The sequence below is a fragment of the Cryobacterium sp. TMT2-18-2 genome, assembly GCF_004402245.1.
Taxonomy (GTDB): Bacteria; Actinomycetota; Actinomycetes; order Actinomycetales; family Microbacteriaceae; genus Cryobacterium; species Cryobacterium sandaracinum.
In genome coordinates this window covers 76,254-98,104 of sequence record NZ_SOFU01000008.1, presented here as the reverse complement: position 1 = coordinate 98,104, position 21,851 = coordinate 76,254, and the positions used below count along the sequence as shown (strand labels likewise).

Below are 21,851 nucleotides of genomic sequence, written 5' to 3'. Positions count from 1 at the left end.
CACCAATTGCTCATGTTTGGAGCATGGCATCCATCACGGCAGTGATGCCAGACCGCCGAAGCTATCGATGCCGAGTCGCAACTCGGACAGCCGCATTCGCGGCGGCCTGCGGCCCGCCGCAAACCGTCACCACCTGACCATCCGCCACACGGCACCGAAGCTCACGGAACACCATCGGCAGCAAAGGCCGACAACTTCGCCGTGCCCACCACCAAAACACCGCCCAGCAGTCAGCGACCCCGTTCACTCAAGGCGGACCGGTAGATCGAGGCTTAGTAAGATTCGGGTTCATGGGGCGAAACTCAGCTATCGATACGACGTTTGACGTGCGGACCGACGCTCGCGGAAAAGATCCTGACACGCACAGTCGAACACTTCGCAATTATCACATGCAGATCTGGAGCAAACCCTTGCCCAGCGGCGTTCTGTTCGACTTGGACGACCACACGCCGGACGCGTATCTGCACCACAAGTCTGCCTTGGGCGAGTTCTACCTTGCGAGTGATTCCGTCATACCCACGTTCGCCAGCTGGTTCAGGATGGCGCACATTATCGACGAGATACCGGAAGTGGAACGGAAGTCGTTCCACGACATCGGGTACACAATCGTTGGGATGATGCTTTTCCCCGGCAATAAGGTGGACGGTAAACAGACCATCAACGGTGCCCGCGGGTTCAATCAGAAGATCGCCGATCGGCTCGATCTCACCCTCGAAGGTGTACGACGGCACTACCTCGGCATGGGCAGCCCCCTCGGTGAGACGCTTGCCCGGTATCCCGATTTCTTCGCTCTGTTCGAAAGCTTCGAAGGCTACGTGAAATTTTTCCTCCTGCAAGATCTTGTGAATGAAGACTCCACTGCAGTCAGGTCCTTGATGCCGTTCGATGACTTCCGCCCGCCCGCATTTCCGAGGACGATGGCTGCCTATCAGGATTATCGGAGACTAACGATCGAGTTCGTCTCATCGCGAAATCGCCGAATCGCGGACTTTTGTAATTAGCGCTCGCATCATGACGTACGTCGAGGCTTCCGCGACCACTTTGGCCAAATGAAGCAACGATTCGCCAGAGAAAGCGCGGTGACCGGCACGGGCGCCCATCACCGCTTCAAGCCCTGGATCCACTTGAACTAGACGTTGAAACGGAACTCCACCACGTCGCCGTCCTGCATGATGTATTCCTTGCCCTCGATGCGGGCCTTGCCCTTGGAGCGGGCCTCCGCCACGGAACCGGCCTCCATCAGATCGTCGAAGGAGAAGATCTCCGCCTTGATGAAGCCCTTTTGAAAGTCGGTGTGAATGACGCCGGCGGCCTGCGGAGCGGTCCAGCCCTTGTGGATGGTCCAGGCGCGTGTTTCCTTGGGCCCGGCCGTGAGGTAGGTCTGCAGGCCGAGGGTGTCGAAGCCGATGCGGGCGAGCTGGTCGAGCCCGCTCTCGGCCTGGCCGGTGGACGCCAGCATCTCGGCAGCGTCCTCGGCGTCGAGTTCACTGAGCTCGGATTCGAGCTTCGCGTCGAGGAACACGGCGTTGGCCGGGGCCACCAGCGCGGCCAGAACAGCGAGCTTCCCGGCATCCTGCAGCACCGCCTCGTCGACGTTGAACACGTAGATGAACGGCTTGGCCGTCAGCAGGCCCAGCTCCCGGATGGGCTCGATGTCGAGCGTGGCCGATGACAGCGGCGCTCCGGCGTCGAGGATGGCCTGCGCCTTAAGCGCGGTCTCCAGCACGATGGCGGGAAGCTTGCGCCCCTTGACCTCTTTTTCGAAGCGGGAGACCGCCTTCTCGAGGGTCTGCAGGTCGGCGAGGATGAGTTCGGTGTTGATCGTCTCCATGTCGCCGGCCGGGTCGACGGCGCCATCGACGTGCACCACGTCGGGGTCGGCGAAACCGCGGATGACCTGAGCGATGGCGTCTGCCTCCCGAATGTTGGCGAGGAACTTGTTGCCGAGCCCTTCCCCCTCGCTGGCGCCGCGCACGATGCCGGCGATGTCGACGAACGACACCGGGGCAGGCAGCAGACGCTCGCTACCGAAGACCGCCGCCAGCTTGGCCAGGCGGTGGTCGGGCAGGTTGACGATGCCGACGTTGGGCTCGATGGTGGCGAACGGGTAGTTCGCCGCGAGCACGTTGTTCTTGGTCAACGCGTTGAAGAGGGTGGACTTGCCAACATTGGGCAGTCCGACGATTGCAATAGTAAGAGCCACGAGAGTCAATCGTACCGTCTGCGACCCGGGGCCGGTCAGCACAGAGGCGACGCGCTGTCGGCGGCCCGTGACAGGATGAAGCGGTGCCAGTCAACTTCACCGCCATCGACTTCGAGACCGCCAACTCCTCCAGCGCTTCGGCGTGCTCGGTCGGGCTGGTGAAGGTCCGTGACGGCAAGGTCGTCGACCGTGTCGCCTGGTTCATCAAGCCGGCCGTCGGGCACGACGTCTTCCTGGCCTGGAACATCAAGATCCACGGCATCCGGCCGACGGATGTCGCCGGTGCGGCCACCTGGGCGCAGCAGCTTCCCGATCTGGTCGCCTTCGCCGGCGACGACCACCTCGTGGCGCACAACGCCGGGTTCGACCTGGGGGTCATCAAGACGTCCTCCACTGTCGCCGGGCTGGTCGTGCCCGACTTCAACTACGTCTGCAGCCTCCAGGTGGCCCGCCGCACCTACCACCTCGAGTCCTACCGGCTTCCGGTGGCCGCGATGGCCGCGGGCTTCGAGGGTTTCGCCCACCACGACGCCCTGGCCGACGCGGAGGCCTGCGCGGCCATCATGATCCACGCCGCCGACCGGCACGGGGCCGGCACTCTCGAGGAGCTGGCGCAGATCACCGGCGTGAAGATCGGCGCCATCGGGCCGGTCGCCACGAAGGAGAAGTCCGCCACGCACGGCCCGATGGCGCTGAACTAGGCATCCTTGAGGCACCGCTTCGGGCAATGTCGGTGGCCACTGGCAGAGTAGAACCATGGATTCCTGGTTCAGTCTTCTTCTCGGCCTTGTCGTCGGCGCCCTGCTCGGCACCCTGCTCACGGTGGTCCTCACGGCGCGTTCCGCCGAGCGCCGCAACGGAGGCTCGTCCGGCACCGATCCTCTCGTCGTCGAGGCCAGGCACCAGGTGGCCCTGGCCGAGGTGCATGCCCGGGAGGCCGGCATCCAATCCATCCTGCGCGAAGAGCTGGCCTCAGTTCAGGCCACCGCCGACGCCCTGCGCGGGCAGGTCGTCGACGCGGGGCGGCAATACCGCGAACTGAGCGACCGCCAGCGCGACGACCAGGACGCGCGCACCGAGCAGCAGAAGCAGGAAAGCAAGGTGCTCCAGGCCCTCGCCCCGGTCAAGGAGAGCCTGCAGGACATGCAGCAGAAGGTCGCCGAGCTCGAGGCCCAGCGCAGCCTGCAACACGGCGAGCTCAGCCAGCAGCTGCGGTCGGCGACCGAGTCGGAGGAGCGCCTACGGAGCACTGCCGAGTCGCTCGCGTCGGCCCTGCGCGCCAACAACACGCGCGGGGTCTGGGGCGAAACCCAGCTGCGCAGCGTGGTCGAGGCCGCCGGCCTGATCGAGCGGGTCGACTTCGACGTGCAGTCGAGCATCACCTCCGACGCCGGCGCCGGCCGCCCCGACATGGTCGTGCACCTGCCCGGCGGCAAGAACATCGCCGTCGACGCGAAGGTGCCGTTCACGGCGTTCCTCGAAGCCAGCCAGATCCCAGTCACCGCTACCGGCGCCCTGGGAGCCCAGCGGGCCGTCTACATGAAGGCGCACGTCAAGGCCGTGCGCGACCACATCACCGCTCTCGGTAGCAAGGCCTACTGGCAGGGCTTGGAGGCCTCCCCGGAGATCGTGATCGCCTTCATCCCGAGCGAGTCCCTGGTCTCCTCGGCGTTGGAGGCCGACCCCTCGATCATGGAATTCGCGTTCTCGAAACGGGTGGCCCTCGCCTCCCCGGTGACCCTGTGGTCGGTGCTCAAGACGGTGGCCTTCACCTGGCAGCAGGACGTACTCACGCATGACGCAAAAGTCTTGTTCGACCTCAGTCGGGAGTTATACGGCCGTCTGGCCACCACGGCCACGCACATCGAAAAACTGGGCCGGTCGATCGAGCGCACGGTGAAGGACTACAACGGCTTCGTCGGCTCGATGGAACGCCAGGTACTGCCCACCGCACGCAAGCTCAACGCCCTCGATGAGTCAAAGGTGCTGGCACCGCTGGCGGGCATCGAGGACACCCCGCGCGAACTGGCCGCCTGGGAGTTCGTGTCGGAACTGGAGGCCGCGGTACTCGAAAGCGCGGTAGTCGAAAGCGCCGCACTCGATGGCGCCGCACTGACTGACTGACTGACTGACTGACTGACTCCGAGAATCGCCGATAACGTCGAGAATCGCCGTCCGAACGGCGATTTTCGGCCGTGCGGGCAGCTAAAGCCGAGCGCCTAGAGCCACTTCGAGGCGAGGTGCTCGGCGATCACCCGACGCGTGGTGCCGGACTTCGACCGCAGCACGATGCTCTCGGTGCGGATGATCGGGCCCTGGCGGCGCACGCCGTCGACGAGTCCGCCATCCGTCACGCCCGTGGCGACGAAGAAGGTGTTGTCGCCGCTGACCATGTCGTCCAGCTCCAGCAGCTTGTCGACGTCGAGACCGGCCGCGACGGCGCCCGCACGCTCGGCGTCGTCCTTCGGTGCCAGGCGTCCCTGCATGTAACCGCCGATGGCCTTGAGCGCGCAGGCCGTGGTGATGCCTTCGGGGCTGCCACCCGTACCGACGCACATGTCGATGCGCGTTTCCCAGCGGGCCGCGTTGATGCCGCCGGCGACGTCGCCGTCGCTCATCAGCCGCGTGCCCGCTCCGGCGCTGCGGATGGCGTCGATAAGTTCGGCGTGGCGGGGACGGTCGAGCACGGCGAGGACCATTTCGCCGACCGGCTTGCCCGTCGCTTTCGACAGCTCACGGATGTTGTCGCCGATCGGGGCGTCGAGGCTGACGACTCCGCGCCCGGCGGCGCCCGTGACGATCTTGTCCATGTAGAACACGGATGACGCGTCGAGCATGGTGCCCCGGGAGGAGACCGCGATCACGGAGAGGGCATTCTGGCGTCCGGCGGCGGTGAGGCTGGTGCCGTCGATCGGGTCGACCGCGATGTCGCAGGCGGGTCCGGTTCCGTTGCCGACGCGCTCACCGTTGAAGAGCATCGGGGCTTCGTCTTTCTCACCCTCGCCGATGACGATGAGTCCGTCGAAGTTCACGGTGCCGAGGAAGACGCGCATGGCGTCGACGGCTGCCTTGTCTGCGGCATTCTTGTCGCCGCGGCCGATGAACGGGACCGCACGAATCGCTGCGGCCTCGGTGGCCCGCACCAATTCCATCGCAAGGTTGCGGTCGGGGTGCATGAAATTGGGGGCGACTTCGGGGCTGTTCACAGATGGTCCTTCCCGGACGAAGAGTGCGGCAGTGGCAAGACCCATCATTGGGCCGGCACCGGTGTCGGTGCTGCCTCGTTCAGCCTAGCGCCCGCTCTTCGTCGCGGGGGGTGTGCGCTCGCTGGCACGGCCGGAGACCCACCTCGGTAGGATGAGAAGACCGAAACGGTTCAATCGAGGAGACTCAACAATGCCCATCGCAACCCCAGACCAGTATGCCGAGATGCTCAACAAGGCCAAGACGAAGGGGTTCGCCTACCCGGCGTTCAACGTTTCGTCTTCTCAAAGCATTAATGCCGTCCTTCAGGGCCTGACCGAAGCCGGCTCTGACGGCATCATCCAGGTCACCACCGGTGGCGCAGATTACTTCGCCGGCCACACGGTCAAGAACCGCGCCTCCGGTGCGCTCGCGATGGCGCGCTTCGTACAGTCCGTCGCCGACAATTACCCCATTACCGTTGCACTCCACACGGACCACTGCCCCAAGGGTGCGCTGGAGGACTTCGTCCTCCCGCTCATCGCCGCTTCCGAAGACGAGGTGAAGGCCGGCCGCAACCCGATCTTCCAGTCGCACATGTGGGACGGCTCCGCCATCCCGCTGGCAGAGAACCTGGACATCGCCAAGGACATCCTGAAGCGCACCCAGGCGATCAACGCCATCCTCGAGGTCGAGATCGGCGCCGTCGGCGGCGAAGAAGACGGCGTTGAGGGCGACATCAACGAGAATCTGTACACGACTCTCGACGACGCGCTCTCGATGATCGATTCCCTCGGCATGGGCGAGAACGGCCGCTACATGGCTGCGCTCACCTTCGGCAACGTGCACGGCGTATACAAGCCCGGCAACGTCAAGCTGCGCCCGGAGCTCCTCAAGGAGATCCAGGACGGCGTCGCCGCCAAGCTGGGTACCGGCCCGAAGCCGCTCGACCTGGTCTTCCACGGTGGGTCAGGCTCGACCGACGCCGAGATCGCCGAGGCCGTCGCGAACGGTGTCGTCAAAATGAACATCGACACCGACACCCAGTACGCGTTCACCCGCGCGGTCGCCGGCTACATGCTGAGCAACTATGAAAGCGTGCTCAAGATTGACGGCGAAGTCGGCAACAAGAAGGTCTACGACCCGCGCGCCTGGGGCAAGGTTGCCGAGACGGCCATGGCCGCTCGCGTCGCTGACGCCACCCGCCAGCTCGGCTCCGCCGGCCACTCGAACAGCTAGCACCGGATGACGATGGCCGAGAATTCTTCGTCGACTCCTTCGGGAACCCCTCCGGAGGATTCCCGGCCCCGTCCCCAGTACGGTGAGCTTGCGCCCGAGGGTTGGAGCTGGACTCCTACCCCGGATGAGCGCACGCTCGCCACACCGCCGGCTGCGGGGCCGGCCGCGGCCCCCGAGCGGGCTGTGCGCCCGGCCGGAACCGCGCCGGCCTGGGACCGGCCGGTGACTCTGAGCCTGCTCGTCCTCGGGCTCCTGTCCACGTTCTTCGCGGTCAGCATGCTCACGATGATCACCGAGTCCATTCAACTGCTCCATACCCAGCTGGATCTCGCCGCGTATGAGCCGGATCCCTCCGCGGCCGGGCTGGTCACGGCCGGGATCATCGGTGTGTCCCTCGTCTGGCTGGCCACAGCGGCAGGCGTGATCCTGTTGCTGGTCCGAGGCAAGCGCGCGTTCTACGTGCCGCTGATCGGTGCGGTTCTGTCCGCGTTCGTGTTCATCGCCTTCACCACCGCGGTTTTGGCCACCGACCCGACGCTGCTCAACGACCCGAACCTGATGGACGTCTACGGCACGTTGTAGGCGACGCCGTGCTGCCGTATCCGGCGTACACGAAGGCCCCCGTCGGTCAGATCCTGGATCTGATCGACGGGGGCCTTCGTGGTGAACGCGGCCGGCCGGCTCCTAGCTGCTGACCCGTCCGCCGAGACCGCGGGCATCCGCGTTGCCGGACAGATCCTTTCGCAGTTCCTTCGGCAGTGAGAACAGCAGGTCCTCCTCGGCCGTCTTGATCTCTTCGATGTCGCCGTAGCCGGCCTCGGCCAGATCGGCGAGCACCTCGTGCACCAGTTCGTCGGGCACGGATGCCCCGCTGGTCACGCCCACGGTGACAACCCCGTCGAGCCACTCCTGCTGGATCTCGCTGGCGAAGTCCACGCGGTAGGCAGCCCGGGCACCGTGCTCCAGGGCCACCTCGACCAGTCGCACCGAGTTGGACGAGTTCGCCGATCCGACCACAATGACAAGGTCCGAATCACGGGCCACCTTCTTAATCGCCACCTGGCGGTTTTGGGTGGCGTAGCAGATGTCGTCGCTGGGGGGATCCTGCAGATTTGGAAAACGGGCACGCAGGCGACGCACGGTTTCCATGGTCTCGTCCACGCTCAGCGTGGTCTGAGACAGCCAGACCACCTTGTCGGGGTCGCGCACCTCGATGGTGTCGGCGTCGTCAGGGCTCCCGACGAGCGTGGTGTGCTCGGGTGCCTCCCCCGCGGTTCCCTCGACCTCTTCGTGGCCTTCGTGACCGATCAGCAGGATCTGGAAGTCGTCCCGGGCGAAGCGCACGGCCTCACGGTGCACCTTCGTGACCAGTGGGCAGGTGGCGTCGATTGCCAGCAGGCCTCGGTCCGTGGCCGCGGTGACGACGGCCGGGGACACGCCGTGGGCGCTGAAAACGATGTGGGAGCCGGTGGGCACCTCGTCGACTTCCTCGACGAAGATCGCCCCCTTCTTCTCCAGCTCGGAGACCACGTGGATGTTGTGCACGATCTGCTTGCGCACATACACGGGGGAGCCGTACAGTTCGAGGGCCTTCTCGACGGCGATGACGGCACGGTCCACGCCGGCGCAGTAACCGCGCGGGGCGGCCAGCAGCACCCGTTTGTGCCCGAGCACCGGGGTATCCTTGAGCCTGTTGCGTGCGCGGGGAAGCCGTGGCATGCCAAGGCCGATCACAGGCGAATCCGTACTGATAGTCACCTCCTCATCTTATGGGGGGCCGACTGTGCAGTCCGTGGGAGGAACGATTGATGACGGACACACCACCCACCCTCGAGACCCCCTGGCCGGTCGGGCTGCTGGCCAACAAGATCCGCGGCTACATCGAGCGCCTCGGCACGGCCTGGGTCGAGGGTGAGATCACCCAGTGGGGCGCCAGCGGCGGCAACGTCTACGGCAAGCTCAAGGACCTCACCGAAGACGCCACGGTCAGCTTCACGATCTGGTCGTCGGTGCGCGCGAAGCTGACCAGCGACTTCAAGCAGGGCGACCGGGTCATCGCCCTCGTCAAACCCAACTACTGGGTCAAGGGCGGCACTCTCACCATGCAGATGCTCGAGATGCGCCACGTGGGCCTCGGCGACATGCTGGAACGGCTCGAACGGCTGCGCAATCGGCTGGCCGGCGAGGGTCTTTTCGATGCGTCCCGCAAGAAGCCGCTGCCCTTCCTCCCCCATTGCATCGGCCTGGTCACCGGCAAAGACTCCGACGCTGAGAAAGACGTCATCCGCAACGCCCAGCTGCGCTGGCCGGCCGTCACTTTCAACCTGGCCTACGCCGCCGTGCAGGGTGACCGCATGGTGTCCGAGGTGACCGCGGCCATCCAGCGGCTGGACGACGACCCGGAGGTCGACGTGATCATAGTCGCCCGCGGCGGCGGCGACTTCCAGAACCTGCTCGGCTTCAGCGACGAGACGCTGATCCGGGCTGCGGCGGCCTGCACGACCCCGCTGGTCAGCGCGATCGGCCACGAGGCCGACCGGCCGCTGCTCGACGACGTGGCCGACCTGCGCGCGTCGACGCCGACGGATGCCGCCAAACGCGTCGTGCCGGACGTCTCCGACGAACTCAACCGGGTACAGCAAGCCCGGGCCCGCCTCAGCAACCGGCTGACCGGCATCCTCGCGCACGAGGTCGACCGGATCGGCCAGCTTCGCTCACGCCCGGTGCTCGCCACCCCCCAGTGGATCATCGATTCCCGGTCCGAGGACCTCACCCGCTACGTCGCCCGTGGCGCCGAGCTGGTCGACCGGGCGGTCGAGCGGGCCGGAGCGGTGATCGTCGACCTGCGTTCCCAGTTGCGCGCCCTCTCCCCCCAGGGCACCCTCGACCGCGGCTACTCGATCGTGCAGTTGCAGGGCGGCCAGGTGGTGCGCTCGCCCGGGCAGGCACCGTCGCAGACGAAACTCCTGATCACGCTCGCCGAGGGCGCTCTGGCGGCCACCGCGAACGCGGCAACCTCGGACCCGACACCGTCGAATGTGAAATTAGAATGGACACCATGACCTCGGCACCAGACGAAATCAATGCACTGAGCTACGAGCAGGCCCGGGATGAGCTCGTGCGCGTGGTGGACGCCCTCGAGCAGGGTGCCTCGTCGCTGGAGGAATCGCTCGCACTGTGGGAACGAGGTGAGGCTCTCGCCCGCCGCTGCGAAGAGTGGCTGATCGGCGCGAAAGCCAGACTGGATGCCGCCCGGGCAGGCCAGGTCGACTCCGCCGCGACAGCCGGATGAGCTCCGCCAAGCGCGCGCCCCGAATCGTCGCAGAGCTCGGGCGCCCGGAGACGCCGGATGAAACCCGCACCCGACTGGCCGAGAACTCCCGCAAGTACCGCTCCCACAAGACCGTGAACAATCTGATCCTGTCCCTGCTGGCCACACTGGGCACAGTCCTGGTGCTCGTGCTGCTGGTGCCGCGTAGCGACGCCCCGCGAAACCGCGACGTCGATTTCCAATCCGTTGCCGCGCAGGTGCAACCCGGCCTCAGCGATCCCCTGCTGGTTCCGGAGTTGCCGAGTGGGTGGACGGCCAACGCGGCGCAGTGGCGCCTGGGCGGAAGCGACAAGATCCCGTCCTGGTACATCGGCCTGATCACGGCCAAGACCGAGTTCATCGGCCTCACCCAGGCGCTCGGCGCCAACCCGAGCTGGCTCGCCGACGAGCTGCAGGATGCTCCGGTCGCCGGCACCGTCATGATCGCCGGCGTCTCCTGGGACGTCTACCGCAACACCGCACCGGAAGATGACCGCGGCAATTTCGAATCCGCTCTGGTGACCAGGGCCGGCGACAGTACCTACCTCCTCGTCGGTACCGCCGACGACGAGGAACTCGCCGTTCTGGCCGCAGTGCTGGCCGAACAGATCAGTTCCAACAGCACCGAGGGACAGTAATGGACGAGGCAGCAACACCGGCAGACGTCTGGACCGACCTGCAGCGCGGAAACGACCGCTTCGTGAGCGGCGAGCCGCGGCATCCGCGCCAGGATGTGGACCGACGAGCCGAGCTCGCCTTCGTACAGACCCCCGACGCGGCCCTGTTCGGCTGCAGCGACTCGCGGCTGGCCGCCGAGATCATCTTCGACAAGGGCCTCGGCGACCTGTTCGTCGTGCGCAATGCCGGTCAGGTCATCTCCGATTCGGTGCTCGGCTCGCTCGAATACGCGGTCGCCGTGCTGCGTGTGCCGCTCATCCTGGTGCTCGGCCACGACGGCTGCGGGGCCGTGCGCGCCGCCATCGATTCCCAGGCCGCCGACGCGCAACCACTGCCCGCGCACATCAGCCGGATCATCGAGAAGATCGTGCCGGCCGTCCGCCGGGTGGCGGGGTCCAAGGATGCGACGCCGATCGATCCCGAGCTGGTCGACGCCCTCGCCGTCGGCCGCGAACACCTTCGCGACACGGTGTCCGAACTGCTCGAGCGCTCGGAGATGATCAGCGCGGCCGTGGCAGAAGGTACATTGGCTATCGTCGGGGCGAACTACCGGCTGCTCGCAGGCCGTGCCGTGCCCGACATCGTTGTCGGCGTGGTTTAGCCGAGCAACCCGCCCGCGGCGAGCCGCCCAGGCCGTCGCCGCGCGTTCCCGTACCGAAAAGATTCCCAACCGAAAGGTAATACACACCGTGGTGGACAAGACCGCTGAAGCCGAGTACCGGATCGAACACGACACCATGGGCGAGGTCCGGGTTCCGGTCGCCGCCCTCTACGGGGCGCAGACGCAGCGGGCCGTCGAGAATTTCCCGATCTCCGGCTCGGTGCTGGAGCCCGCCCAGATCGCCGCCCTGGCGCGTATCAAAAAGTCCGCCGCCCTGGCGAACGCGAAACTAGGGGTACTCGACGTCGACATCGCCAACGCGATCGCCGCCGCCGCCGACGAGGTCTCCACCGGTCGCTACGACTCCGAGTTCCCGATCGACGTCTACCAGACCGGCAGCGGCACCTCCTCGAACATGAACATGAACGAGGTCCTCGCGACCCTGGCGACCCGCAGCCTCGGGCGCCCGGTGCACCCGAACGACCACGTGAATGCGTCTCAGTCCTCCAACGACGTGTTCCCGACATCCGTGCACCTCGCCGTGACGAGCGCGCTCATCGACGAGCTCGTCCCCGCACTCGACCACCTGGCCGTGGCCTTCGAGGCCAAGGCCGAGCTGTGGGCCGGCGCGGTCAAGGCCGGCCGCACCCACCTGATGGATGCCACCCCGGTCACCCTCGGCCAGGAGTTCGGCGGATACGCGCGGCAGATGCGCCTGGGCATCGAGCGCGTGCGCACCGCGCTTCCCCGCGTCGCGGAGGTCCCCCTCGGCGGCACTGCGGTCGGCACCGGCATCAACACGCCCGCCGGATTCCCGCAACTTGTGATCGAGCTACTCGTCGAGGAGACCGAGCTGCCGGTCACCGAGGCACGCGACCACTTCGAGGCGCAGGCCAACCGGGACGGCCTGGTGGACGCATCCGGCGCCCTTCGCACCATCGCGGTGAGCCTCACCAAGATCTGCAACGACCTGCGCTGGATGGGCTCGGGCCCCAACACGGGCTTCGGCGAGCTGAACATCCCCGACCTGCAGCCGGGCTCCTCGATCATGCCGGGCAAGGTGAACCCGGTGATCCCCGAGGCCGTGCTGATGGTCTGCTCCCGCGTGATCGGCAACGACGCCACCATCGCCTGGTCGGGCGCGTCGGGCTCGTTCGAGCTCAACGTCGCGATCCCGGTGATGGGCACCGCCCTGCTCGAGTCGATCCGCCTGCTCTCGAACGCGGCCCGCGTGCTCGCCGACAAGACCGTCGACGGCCTTACGGCGAACGTCGAGCGCGCGCGCGCGCTGGCCGAATCCTCCCCTGCGATCGTCACTCCTCTGAACCGGGTCATCGGCTACGAGGCCGCGGCCAAGGTGGCCAAGTACTCGGTGGCCGAAGGGGTGACCGTGCGCGAGTCCGTCATCGCGCTCGGTTTCGTTGAGCGCGGCGAGGTCACCCTCGAATTGCTCGACACCGCCCTCGACGTGCTGAGCATGACCCGCCCGCCTCAGGCGAGGTAGCCCCGCGCTTTCTCACTTGCGCAGCTCCTTGTCCGTTCAGCGCTCACCCATTCGACGGAAGAACAGTTAGCGCACCTCGTTGCCTTCGAGCATCTCGGTCACGAGGGCGGCGATCGCGCTCCGCTCCGAGCGGGTGAGCGTCATGTGGGCGAAGAGCGGATGTCCCTTGAGCGTCTCGATCACCGACGCCACCCCGTCGAAGCGGCCGACCCGCAGGTTGTCCCGCTGCGCCACATCGTGGGTGAGGACCACCCGCGAGTTCTGCCCGATCCGGCTGAGCACCGTGAGTAGCACGTTGCGTTCGAGCGACTGAGCCTCATCGACGATCACGAAGGCGTCGTGCAGGGACCGGCCGCGGATGTGCGTCAGCGGCAGGACTTCGAGGATGCCGCGCTCGATGACCTCCTCAAGCACGTTCTCGGAGACGATGGCCCCGAGTGTGTCGAAGACCGCCTGGGCCCACGGGCTCATCTTCTCGGCGGCGTCACCGGGCAGGTACCCCAGCTCCTGGCCGCCGACCGCGTAAAGCGGCCGGAAGACCATGATCTTGCGGTGCTGCTGGCGTTCCAGCACGGCCTCGAGCCCGGCGCAGAGGGCGAGCGCCGACTTCCCCGTTCCGGCCCGACCTCCCAGTGACAGGATGCCGATCTCCGGGTCGAGCAGCAGGTCGATGGCGAGCCGCTGTTCCGCCGAGCGTCCTTTCAGCCCGAAGACGTCCCGGTCACCGCGCACGAGCTTCATCGCACCGTTGCCGGTCACCCGGCCCAGCGCCGAACCGCGGTCGGAGTGGATGACCAGGCCCGTGTTCACGGGCATGTCCTGCACGAGACGGGTGTGCACGACCTCCTTGTCGTAGAGCTCGTCGATCAGGTTCGAGCCCAGGGTGATCTCGTCGATGCCGGTCCAGCCGGAGTCCACGGCAAGTTCGTGACGGTACTCCTCTGCGGTGAGGCCGAGCGAGGCCGCCTTGACCCGCAGGGGCAGGTCCTTGGACACGACGGTCACGTTCAAACCGTCGTGGGCGAGATTCAGGGCCACGGCGAGGATGCGGGAGTCGTTGTCACCGAGTTGCAGTCCGGACGGCAGCACCGACATGTTCGAGTGGTTGAGCTCCACGCGGAGGCTGCCGCCGTCACCGACCGGGATCGGGAAGTCCAACCGTTCGTGCTTCACCCGCAGTTCGTCGAGGAGCCGCAGTGACTGGCGGGCGAAGTAGCCGATCTCCGGGTCGTTGCGCTTGGCCTCGAGCTCCGCAATCACCACGACGGGGAGCACGACGGCGTGCTCCGCGAAACGGAAAATCGCTTTGGGATCGGAGAGCAGAACCGAGGTGTCAAGAACGTACGTGCATTCGGTCTGCCCCGTCGCCGACGCGCCCTGCTTAGAACCCTTGTTATCGATCTGATTAGCGGTCACAACCACTCCCACCCCGTGCCCCGTGAGGCACAGATTGTGTTGGCGAGCGGCCACAGGGTTCTCGAGCCGTACTTATGTGGCCGACTCGATCAGGCGCCATACCTGATAGGCATGACGCTACTTACCCGCACGCTCCAGGGGAAGAGCGACACGCCCATTCGAAACAACGTTCACCGAGCCGTCGTCAGTAGGTCACGGCGGTCGCATAAGAGGTGAACGCCCCGCGCAGCATGTCAACCGTGTCCGGGCTGAGCGCCGCATGGGTGCTCAGCCGCACGGTGCCGTCGCGGGTCGTCGCCGTCACCCCGTGGTTGTGCAGCGCGATGCTCAGCAGCGTGAGCTGGCTCGCCGGCGGCTCGAGCACCAGGATACCGGCCCGCTCCCGGTCGTCCCGGGAGGAAACCACGGGCACGGCGAACTCGTCCGCCAGATCGATCAGAAGCGACACGTTCACCGCGATCGCGTTTTCTATGGCACGGATACCGACCTCGGCCACCTCCTCGAGGGCGGCCGCGAACCGGGCCTGGGCGATGGCGTCTCCATTGCTCACCCGGAATGCGTTTGCGCTGCGGCTCGGCGGCAACACTGCGTCCCACGGCTCGGGGACGTCGGTGCCGGCGAAACCGGAGAACACGGGGACCAGGCGTTCCACCGCACGGTCGCTGAGAGCCAGGAACCCGGTGCCCCAGCCGGCCCTGGACCATTTCTGCCCGCCCGACGCGACGACGTCTGCCACCTCGTAGGGGACATCCACTGCGCCAAAACCCTGGATGGCGTCGACGATGAGCAAACGGTCGCCGATCACTTGACGGATGCCCTCGAGATCCACGCGATGGCCGGTGCGAGAATCGACGAGGCAGACCGCCACTGCGGCAGTGGCCGGGGTGAGCTGCTCCCGGATCTGCCCAGGGGTGACGCGGCCGTGGTCGGTCTCCAGCCAGAGTGGGGTGACCACCCGCAGCGCCTCCGCGGCGCGCACGGCCGCGAACGGGACCGTGGGAAAATCGCCCGACGACAGCAGCACCGCCCCCGTCAGGCCGAACATGGCCTGCATGACACCGGTGGTGGTGTTGGGCTCGGAAACGACCTGGTCGGCGCGGAATCCGGTCGCCCGGGCCACGGCGGTGCGCAGCCGCTCGTCCTGGGCCTGGAAGTGGTCCAGGCTGCCGAACCGGGCCCGCGAGAGCGCCTCGGTCTGGCCGAGGGTTTCGGCGACCACCCCCGCCGACAGCGGGCCGATCCGGGCATAGTCGAGGTAACCGGGTTCCGCGATGAACCCGTCAAGGAACCGTTCGAGATCCGTCATGAGGTGCCCCTACCCTCCGAAGCGGCGCTGGCGTCGGGCAAAATCGCGCAGGGCGCGCAAAAAGTCGACCTGGCGGAGGTCAGGCCCGAGTGCCTCGACGAAGTAAAACTCGCTGTGTGCGCTCTGCCAGAGCATGAAATCGCTGATGCGCTGCTCCCCCGACGTGCGGATGACCAGGTCCGGATCGGGCTGGCCGCCCGTGTACAGGTGCGCCCCGATCAGATCCGGGGTCAGCGTCTCCGCAAGGTCTTCGAGCACGCCGCCGCTGGCAAGGTGCGCTCCCACGATGCTCCGCATGGCGTCGGTGATCTCGGTGCGCCCGCCGTAGCCGACGGCAAGGTTGATGTGCAGCCCCTTCTTGCGGGCCGTGCGCGCTTCCGCGGCGTTCAGTGCGGCCACCAGCGGCTCGGGCAGTCCGGTCTTCGAGCCGACCTGCTGCACCCGCCAGTCGCGGTACCGGGACAGCTCCTCCGCGAGCTTGGCGATGATCTTCGTCAGCTCCGCGAGTTCTTCGCTGGGCCGGTTGGTGAGGTTGTCGGACGACAACAGGTAAAGCGTGACGACGGAGATGCCCAGGTCGTCACACCACTTGAGGAACTCCCGCATCTTGGCGGCGCCGGCCCGATGCCCGTGGGCGGCGGAGTCGAACCCGAGCTGTTTGGCCCAGCGCCGGTTGCCGTCGATGATCATGGCGACGTGGTTCGGAAGCACATCCGGAGTCAGCCCGCGACGAAGTCGACGCTGATAGACCCCGTAGAGAATGCCGCGCGCCCAAGGAACTTCCCGTTTCTGCACACAGTTACGCTAGCCCACTCGGGAGGGTCGCGTACCGCGCGCGGCATGCACACTGACGTATTCTTGCAGCATGGCCTCAGCGGATGACATCCCCAACCTGCCGTTGTTCGAGGACGACCTGCCCCCGCAAATGGACGTCAAGCCCACCTGGCGGGGATGGATCCACGCCGGCACGTTCCCGGTCACGATCGTGGCCGGCATCGTGCTGCTTTTGTCGGCCGAGGGCAGCGCGGCCCGGTGGAGTTCGCTCGTGTTCGTGCTCAGCTCGATGCTGCTGTTCGGCAATTCGGCGCTGTACCACCGGTTCGACTGGAGTCCGCGCACGAAAGTCATCCTCAAACGGATCGACCACGCCAACATCTTCCTCCTGATCGCGGGCTCCTACACGCCCATCGCCGTGCTGGCCCTGCCGCCCGCCAAGTCCACGCTGCTTCTGTCGCTCGTTTGGGGCGGCGCCATCCTCGGAATCGCCTTCCGGGTGTTCTGGATCCACGCCCCGCGTTGGCTCTACGTTCCGCTGTACCTGGCACTCGGCTGGGGAGCGCTGATGTTCATCGTGGACTTCTTCCAGGCCAACGCAGCGATGATGACACTGATCATGATCGGCGGGCTCTGCTACTCGGTCGGCGCCGTCATCTACGGCATGAAGCGGCCGAACCCGCTGCCGGGCGTATTCGGCTTCCACGAGATCTTCCATACCCTGACCGTGGTGGCCTTCCTCTGCCACTGGGCGGCGATCATGATCATCGCGACGAACCCGATCCACCCGTAGTTCGCTAGTCTTCGTCAGCGATTCCGGCCTCTGCGGCCTTCTGTGCGGCCATCTCCGCCTGCAGACGTTCCTGAATCTCGGCGCGGTAGGTGTTGCGGCGCACTCGGCGGGCCATGTCCATCGCCAGCAGCACCGCTCCCACGGCGACCAGAGCAATCGCCACAAAGCCCTCCGGGCCCGGCGTCACCGTGTTCGGGTCGAACTCCGGCGATGGGGTCGCGGCCAGGACGATGCTCACGAGCGGAGCCAGGATCAGGGCGCTCACGAGTCGTCCCGGATTCCGGTGAAGAGGTCGGATTCAGGTATCACGGTGTCCACTTTCGATTCGACGAGCTGGAAGTCTTCATAGGGCCACGCCTCGCGGATGAGGTCGTTCGGCCAGAAGAAGAAACTGCTGGTGGGGGCAACCTGACTCGCGTGGGCGCGAAGCGCCGCGTCCCGCACCTCGAGGAAGTCCCCGACTGGCACATGGGTCGTGGCCAGCTTCGGGTAGTCTTTCATCCACTCCCTGGCCGCCCCGAGCGGCTCCAGCAGGGGCGAGTCCGGCTCCGTGACGCTCAGTTCCAGGAACATGGCGTCGACGCGTTCGAGGTTGAAAATCCGATCGTAATAGAGCTTGTCGACCTGCCAGGGCTCACCGGCATCCGGGTACCGGGTCGCGTCGGCGGCGGCACGGTAGGCCTCCATCGACACGTCGTGGCAGCGGATGTGGTCGGGATGCGGGTAGCCGCCCTTCTCGTCGTAGGTCACCAGGACCTGCGGTCGAAATTCGCGGATCAGCCGGACGACCGGTTCGGCGGAGATCGCCACCGGGATGTCCGCGAACGAGTTCGGGGGCACCGAACCGTCTTCGTTCATGCCGGAGTCCTCGTAGCCGAGCCAGCGGTGCTGCACGCCGAGGGCCCGCTGGGCCTCGGCCATTTCCAGACGGCGCAGTCCCGGCAGGTCGCGCTCGGCCAGCGGATGGCCGAGCAGGGCCTCATTCAGGATGCTCCCCCGCTCGCCGCCCGTGCAGCTCAGGATCATCACTTCTGCGCCGAGACTCCGGTAGTGGGCATAGGTCGCAGCGCCCTTGCTCGACTCGTCGTCGGGATGGGCGTGCACCGCCAAGAGTCGCAGCGTCATGAAACTCCTCAGAAATGCCAGATATCCTTGGTACTAAGACTAATCGTTGATCCGTGAGTGTGGAGTCTGAGTGGCCCTGAGCAGCAACCTCGACACCCGGTACGGGCGCGCCCCGAACCGGGGCACGAGAGACCGTCGCGTTCTGTTCGTCTCAGCCGGCTCCCTCGCGGCAATCCTCCTGGGCTTCGTGGTCTGGGTGGGACTGGGGGCGTCGGAGCCTTTGATCGAGACCCGGGACATCCGTCACAGCATCATCGACGAGAACACTGTGAGCGTCACGTTCGAGGCGTCCATCCCGGTCGGCCGCACCGCCAGCTGCGCCGTTCAGGCGCTCAACGAGAGTTTCACGGTGGTTGGCTGGAAAGTCGTCGACCTGCCCGCGAGCACCGTGTATTCGCGGTCGACGACGACGGATGTGCGCACCACCGAGCAGAGTAACACCGGATTGATTTACCGCTGCTGGCTGACCTAGACTGATGGCTTCGCCCTGACGTGATCGTCGGGGCGTCCGTTGTATATCTGCGGGTTCACCCGCACGGGCATCGAACGAGCACGAACAAGCATGAGGAGATTCCACCCATGACTACCGAAACCACGGTCACCTGGCTGACGCAGGAGGCCCACGACCGCCTCGCCGCGGAGCTGGACACGCTCAGCACCGTCGGGCGCGTCGAGATCGCGAAGAAGATCGAATCGGCTCGCGAGGAGGGCGACCTCAAGGAGAACTCGGGCTACCACGCGGCCAAGGATGAGCAGGGGAAGATGGAGGCCCGCATCCGCACCCTCGTCCTGCTGCTGCGCAACGCCGAGGTCGGCCATGCGCCGGAAAGCCGGGGCGTCGTCGAGCCGGGAACCGTGATCACGGCCACGATCGCCGGCGATGAGACCCGCTTCCTGATCGGCAGCCGCGAGATCGCCGGGGACAGCGACCTCGACGTCTTCAGCGAGCAGAGCCCGCTCGGCACCGCGATCATCGGCCTGGCCGTCGGAGCGACAACGTCGTACGTGACGCCCACCGGCAAGGAAATCGCCGTCGAGATCTTCCTCGTGGAGACCTGGACCGGCAACTAACAGCACCGATTCCCCGCTCGCGCCCCGCTTGGCTCCCGCCGTCGAATTCGTTGGCGGCACGGCACCGTCACGAGCGTCGAACCCACGACGCTCGATTCGTCGACGCTCGCCCGCTAGTCGATCTGCGGGTCGTATCCGGCCGCACGCAACACATCCACGACGAGCTGGCGGTGATCGGGCCCGCGAGTCTCGACGCTGACGTTGAGTTCGACCTCGCTGATCTGAAGCCCCACACCGTGCCGCGTGTGCAGAACCTCGATCACGTTGGCGTGCGCCTCGGCGAGCAGCTCCGAGATGCGGGCCAGCTGCCCGGGACGGTCGGGCAGCATGATGCGCAACGTGAGATAGCGGCCGGATGCCGAGAGACCATGGCTGATCACGCGCTGCATCAGCAGCGGGTCGATATTTCCCCCGCTGAGGATCGCGACCGTTGGGCCGGTCGCGGTGACCTTGCCCGCGAGGATCGCCGCCACGGCGACCGCGCCGGCCGGCTCGACCACGAGCTTGGCGCGCTCGAGCAGCACCAGGAGGGCACGAGCCGTGTCGTCCTCGGTGACGGTGACGACCTCATCGACGGCATCGCGCACGATCTCAAAATTGAGCATGCCCGGTTTGGCCACCGCGATGCCGTCGGCGATGGTCGGCATGATCTGGATCTCCAGCACCCGGCCGGCCTCGAGGGACGGGGGGTAGGCGGCCGCGTTGGCGGCCTGCACCCCGATCACCCGGATCTGGCGGCCGTCCCGGCGCGCGCGCTGCTTGAGCACGCTGGCGACACCGGAGATGAGGCCGCCGCCACCGATCGGAACGATCACGGTGGCGAGGTCGGGAACCTGATCGAGGATCTCCAGACCCACGGTGCCCTGGCCGGTGACGACATCCGCGTGGTCGAACGGGGGGATCAGGATGGCGCCGGTCTCGGCGGCCCACTCCGCGGCCGCGAGCAGCGGCTCGGCCACCGTATTGCCGCGCAGGATGACGTGCGCGCCGTAGTCGCGGGTTGCCTGCAGCTTGGGCAGGGCGACGCCCACGGGCATGAAGATCGTGGCCTGGATGCCGAGCTCCCGCGCCGCGAAGGCGACGCCCTGGGCGTGGTTGCCGGCCGAGGCGGCCACGACACCGCGGGTCTTCTCTTCGTTGGTGAGCTTGGACATCCGGTTGTACGCACCGCGGATCTTGTAGGACCCGGTGCGCTGCAGGTTCTCGCACTTGAGGAGGACCGGCGCGCCGAGGAGCTTCGAGAGGTAGCGGGACGTTTCCATCGGGGTGACGGCGGCGACCCGACCGACGACATCCCGGGCGGACTCGAAATCAGCCAGGGTCGGTCCGACGAGCGAGACATTAGTCATGGGAGGCACTTTTCTCGAGGCGGTATGCCGGTCGGCGGAAACCGGGGCGTTGCGGGACGGTCTGCCACAACGTGGAGGCGAAGACGGGTGCCGAGGCGACCTGCTCGGATCGCCACGCCCCGCTGTTGATGTAACTGATCATGACGTTGAGCACGGCAGCGATCGGCACGGCGAAGAGGGCGCCGGCGATGCCCGCGAGCAGGGCGCCGGCCGCCACCACGAGCACGACACCCAGTGGATGCACCTTGACCGCCGTACCCATGATCAGGGGCTGTAGCACGTGACCCTCGACCTGCTGCACCAGCAGCACAACGCCGAGCATCAGCAAGGCCACCACCCAGTCGTTGAAGATCAGGGCGATCACGACCGCCACGGCGCCCGTGGCCACGGCGCCGACGATGGGGATGAACGAGCCGAGAAAAACGAGCACGCCGATCGGGATGGCGAGCGGAACCCCCAGCAGTGCGGCCCCGACCCCGATGCCGATCGCGTCGATGGACGCCACCAAGATCTGCACCCTGGCGAAGTTCCCCAGCGTGGTCCAGCCGGCCACCCCCGCGCCGTCGATGGCCGCGCGCGCGCCCTGGGGAAACAGGCGCACGATCCAGGACCAGATGCCCTTGCCATCGATCAGGATGAACAGCAGGCTGAACAGCGCCAGAAGGAAACCCGTCACCAGGTGGCCGAGCGAGGACCCCACGGAGAGCGCCCCGGAAACGAAAACCTGGCTGTCCGCCTGAATGGCGTCCCAGGCCTGGCCGAGGAACGCGTTGAGCTCCGGTTCGGTCAGCTGCAGCGGCGACGCCAGGAGAACGGCCTTGAGGCTGTCGTAGGAGGCGGCGAGCCTGTCGTTCAGGCCGACCGTGCCGATGGCGATCTGCGTCACGGCCAACGTGACCAGTCCGCCGAGGATCGCGAAGGTATTGATCAGAGCGATCACGACCGCGAGAGCCTTGGGAAATCGATGTCGCACCAGGAATCCGACGAAGGGCACGAGCAGTGCCGACACCAGCACGGCCACGAGCAACGGGATGACGATCAACCGGAGCTGGATGACGATGAAGATGAAGACAGCAAGTGCGCCGGCGAGCGCGAGCAGGCGCCAGGACCAGGCGGCGGCGAGTCGAATGCCGGCCGGCAGGTTCTCGTCGACCCCGTAGCCGTGCGAGGGCGGGAGCTCGACCAGGAGCGGGGGTACGGTGCGGCGGCGGCCGAACACGCCGAAGAAGCCGCTGCGGGCGGGTTTTCCGTCGGTTTCCATCACGGACTCAGTCTAGGCAATCACACGTGCCGTCTCCG

The 21,851-nt window shown here is 66.6% G+C and carries 23 protein-coding genes; 13 read left to right on the top strand and 10 right to left on the bottom strand.

What is annotated here, in order from left to right; translation table 11 throughout:
* The first annotated feature begins 389 nt into the window (after positions 1-389).
* Complete coding sequence (locus E3O22_RS02220; protein WP_241976479.1) at positions 390-1,001, top strand: hypothetical protein; 612 nt, start codon at positions 390-392, stop codon at positions 999-1,001.
* Positions 1,002-1,129: 128 nt separating this feature from the next.
* Here the strand turns inward: E3O22_RS02220 and ychF are convergent, their stop codons facing one another.
* Complete coding sequence (gene ychF / locus E3O22_RS02215; protein ID WP_134393789.1) at positions 1,130-2,203, bottom strand: redox-regulated ATPase YchF; 1,074 nt, start codon at positions 2,201-2,203, stop codon at positions 1,130-1,132.
* 83 nt (positions 2,204-2,286) lie between these two features.
* On the opposite strand from ychF, the gene E3O22_RS02210 reads away from it, so the two are divergent.
* The gene (locus E3O22_RS02210) at positions 2,287-2,904 is read left to right on the top strand and encodes an exonuclease domain-containing protein (protein WP_134393790.1); all 618 of its coding nucleotides are present in this window, start codon (positions 2,287-2,289) and stop codon (positions 2,902-2,904) included.
* 55 nt (positions 2,905-2,959) lie between these two features.
* Positions 2,960-4,327, top strand: a complete 1,368-nt coding sequence (rmuC, locus tag E3O22_RS02205) for a DNA recombination protein RmuC (RefSeq protein WP_134393791.1) — start codon at positions 2,960-2,962, stop codon at positions 4,325-4,327.
* A gap of 95 nt (positions 4,328-4,422) precedes the next feature.
* Here rmuC and glpX read toward each other — a convergent pair whose 3' ends face one another.
* On the bottom strand, positions 4,423-5,379 hold the full coding sequence (glpX, locus tag E3O22_RS02200) for a class II fructose-bisphosphatase (protein ID WP_233191397.1): 957 nt from the start codon (positions 5,377-5,379) through the stop codon (positions 4,423-4,425).
* Between the two features lie 220 nt (positions 5,380-5,599).
* Here glpX and fbaA point away from each other — a divergent pair, with 220 nt between their 5' ends.
* Both fbaA and E3O22_RS02190 read left to right on the top strand, forming a co-directional pair.
* On the top strand, positions 5,600-6,625 hold the full coding sequence (gene fbaA, locus E3O22_RS02195; RefSeq protein ID WP_134393792.1) for a class II fructose-bisphosphate aldolase: 1,026 nt from the start codon (positions 5,600-5,602) through the stop codon (positions 6,623-6,625).
* Between the two features lie 12 nt (positions 6,626-6,637).
* On the top strand, positions 6,638-7,207 hold the full coding sequence (locus E3O22_RS02190; RefSeq protein ID WP_134393793.1) for a DUF6264 family protein: 570 nt from the start codon (positions 6,638-6,640) through the stop codon (positions 7,205-7,207).
* A 102-nt stretch (positions 7,208-7,309) separates the two neighbouring features.
* Here E3O22_RS02190 and E3O22_RS02185 read toward each other — a convergent pair whose 3' ends face one another.
* Positions 7,310-8,344, bottom strand: a complete 1,035-nt coding sequence (locus tag E3O22_RS02185) for a 4-hydroxy-3-methylbut-2-enyl diphosphate reductase (RefSeq protein WP_134393858.1) — start codon at positions 8,342-8,344, stop codon at positions 7,310-7,312.
* An 89-nt stretch (positions 8,345-8,433) separates the two neighbouring features.
* Between E3O22_RS02185 and xseA the strand changes: the two genes are divergently transcribed.
* The 5 genes from xseA (at position 8,434) to E3O22_RS02160 (ending at position 12,718) form a co-directional block, all read left to right on the top strand.
* Complete coding sequence (xseA, locus tag E3O22_RS02180; protein WP_134393794.1) at positions 8,434-9,687, top strand: exodeoxyribonuclease VII large subunit; 1,254 nt, start codon at positions 8,434-8,436, stop codon at positions 9,685-9,687.
* Positions 9,684-9,917 (top strand): exodeoxyribonuclease VII small subunit, encoded by a 234-nt coding sequence (locus E3O22_RS02175; RefSeq protein ID WP_370448393.1) that lies wholly within the window; start codon positions 9,684-9,686, stop codon positions 9,915-9,917. The genes xseA and E3O22_RS02175 overlap by 4 nt, the downstream gene beginning before the upstream one ends.
* Complete coding sequence (locus E3O22_RS02170; protein WP_134393796.1) at positions 9,914-10,573, top strand: DUF4245 domain-containing protein; 660 nt, start codon at positions 9,914-9,916, stop codon at positions 10,571-10,573. Before E3O22_RS02175 ends, E3O22_RS02170 begins: the two co-directional genes overlap by 4 nt.
* Positions 10,573-11,214: a carbonic anhydrase gene (locus E3O22_RS02165; RefSeq protein WP_134393797.1), complete on the top strand. Its 642-nt coding sequence runs from the start codon at positions 10,573-10,575 to the stop codon at positions 11,212-11,214. Before E3O22_RS02170 ends, E3O22_RS02165 begins: the two co-directional genes overlap by 1 nt.
* A gap of 88 nt (positions 11,215-11,302) precedes the next feature.
* Positions 11,303-12,718, top strand: a complete 1,416-nt coding sequence (locus tag E3O22_RS02160) for an aspartate ammonia-lyase (RefSeq protein WP_134393798.1) — start codon at positions 11,303-11,305, stop codon at positions 12,716-12,718.
* Between the two features lie 66 nt (positions 12,719-12,784).
* On the opposite strand, the gene E3O22_RS02155 is transcribed toward E3O22_RS02160, so the two are convergent.
* The 3 genes from E3O22_RS02155 to E3O22_RS02145 all read right to left on the bottom strand — a co-directional run bounded on the left by E3O22_RS02155 (position 12,785) and on the right by E3O22_RS02145 (position 16,235).
* Positions 12,785-14,119: a PhoH family protein gene (locus E3O22_RS02155; protein ID WP_241976484.1), complete on the bottom strand. Its 1,335-nt coding sequence runs from the start codon at positions 14,117-14,119 to the stop codon at positions 12,785-12,787.
* 199 nt (positions 14,120-14,318) lie between these two features.
* Positions 14,319-15,440, bottom strand: coding sequence for an aminotransferase class V-fold PLP-dependent enzyme (locus E3O22_RS02150; protein ID WP_134393799.1), 1,122 nt, complete (start codon positions 15,438-15,440; stop codon positions 14,319-14,321).
* A gap of 9 nt (positions 15,441-15,449) precedes the next feature.
* A complete protein-coding gene (locus E3O22_RS02145) occupies positions 15,450-16,235 on the bottom strand; it encodes an isoprenyl transferase (protein WP_134393800.1) in 786 nt (261 codons plus the stop codon).
* Positions 16,236-16,305: 70 nt separating this feature from the next.
* Here E3O22_RS02145 and E3O22_RS02140 point away from each other — a divergent pair, with 70 nt between their 5' ends.
* Positions 16,306-17,007 (top strand): hemolysin III family protein, encoded by a 702-nt coding sequence (locus tag E3O22_RS02140; RefSeq protein WP_134393801.1) that lies wholly within the window; start codon positions 16,306-16,308, stop codon positions 17,005-17,007.
* A 4-nt stretch (positions 17,008-17,011) separates the two neighbouring features.
* Here E3O22_RS02140 and E3O22_RS02135 read toward each other — a convergent pair whose 3' ends face one another.
* A complete protein-coding gene (locus E3O22_RS02135; RefSeq protein ID WP_134393802.1) occupies positions 17,012-17,272 on the bottom strand; it encodes a hypothetical protein in 261 nt (86 codons plus the stop codon).
* On the bottom strand, positions 17,269-18,132 hold the full coding sequence (gene mca, locus E3O22_RS02130; protein ID WP_174722033.1) for a mycothiol conjugate amidase Mca: 864 nt from the start codon (positions 18,130-18,132) through the stop codon (positions 17,269-17,271). Before mca ends, E3O22_RS02135 begins: the two co-directional genes overlap by 4 nt.
* Before the next feature lie 70 nt (positions 18,133-18,202).
* On the opposite strand from mca, the gene E3O22_RS02125 reads away from it, so the two are divergent.
* Both E3O22_RS02125 and greA read left to right on the top strand, forming a co-directional pair.
* Complete coding sequence (locus tag E3O22_RS02125; RefSeq protein WP_134393803.1) at positions 18,203-18,604, top strand: DUF4307 domain-containing protein; 402 nt, start codon at positions 18,203-18,205, stop codon at positions 18,602-18,604.
* 107 nt (positions 18,605-18,711) lie between these two features.
* A complete protein-coding gene (gene greA, locus E3O22_RS02120; RefSeq protein ID WP_134393804.1) occupies positions 18,712-19,203 on the top strand; it encodes a transcription elongation factor GreA in 492 nt (163 codons plus the stop codon).
* Positions 19,204-19,316: 113 nt separating this feature from the next.
* Here greA and ilvA read toward each other — a convergent pair whose 3' ends face one another.
* A complete protein-coding gene (gene ilvA, locus E3O22_RS02115; protein WP_134393805.1) occupies positions 19,317-20,552 on the bottom strand; it encodes a threonine ammonia-lyase in 1,236 nt (411 codons plus the stop codon).
* Complete coding sequence (locus E3O22_RS02110; protein WP_134393861.1) at positions 20,545-21,813, bottom strand: AI-2E family transporter; 1,269 nt, start codon at positions 21,811-21,813, stop codon at positions 20,545-20,547. The genes ilvA and E3O22_RS02110 overlap by 8 nt, the downstream gene beginning before the upstream one ends.
* Between the last annotated feature and the right edge of the window lie 38 nt (positions 21,814-21,851).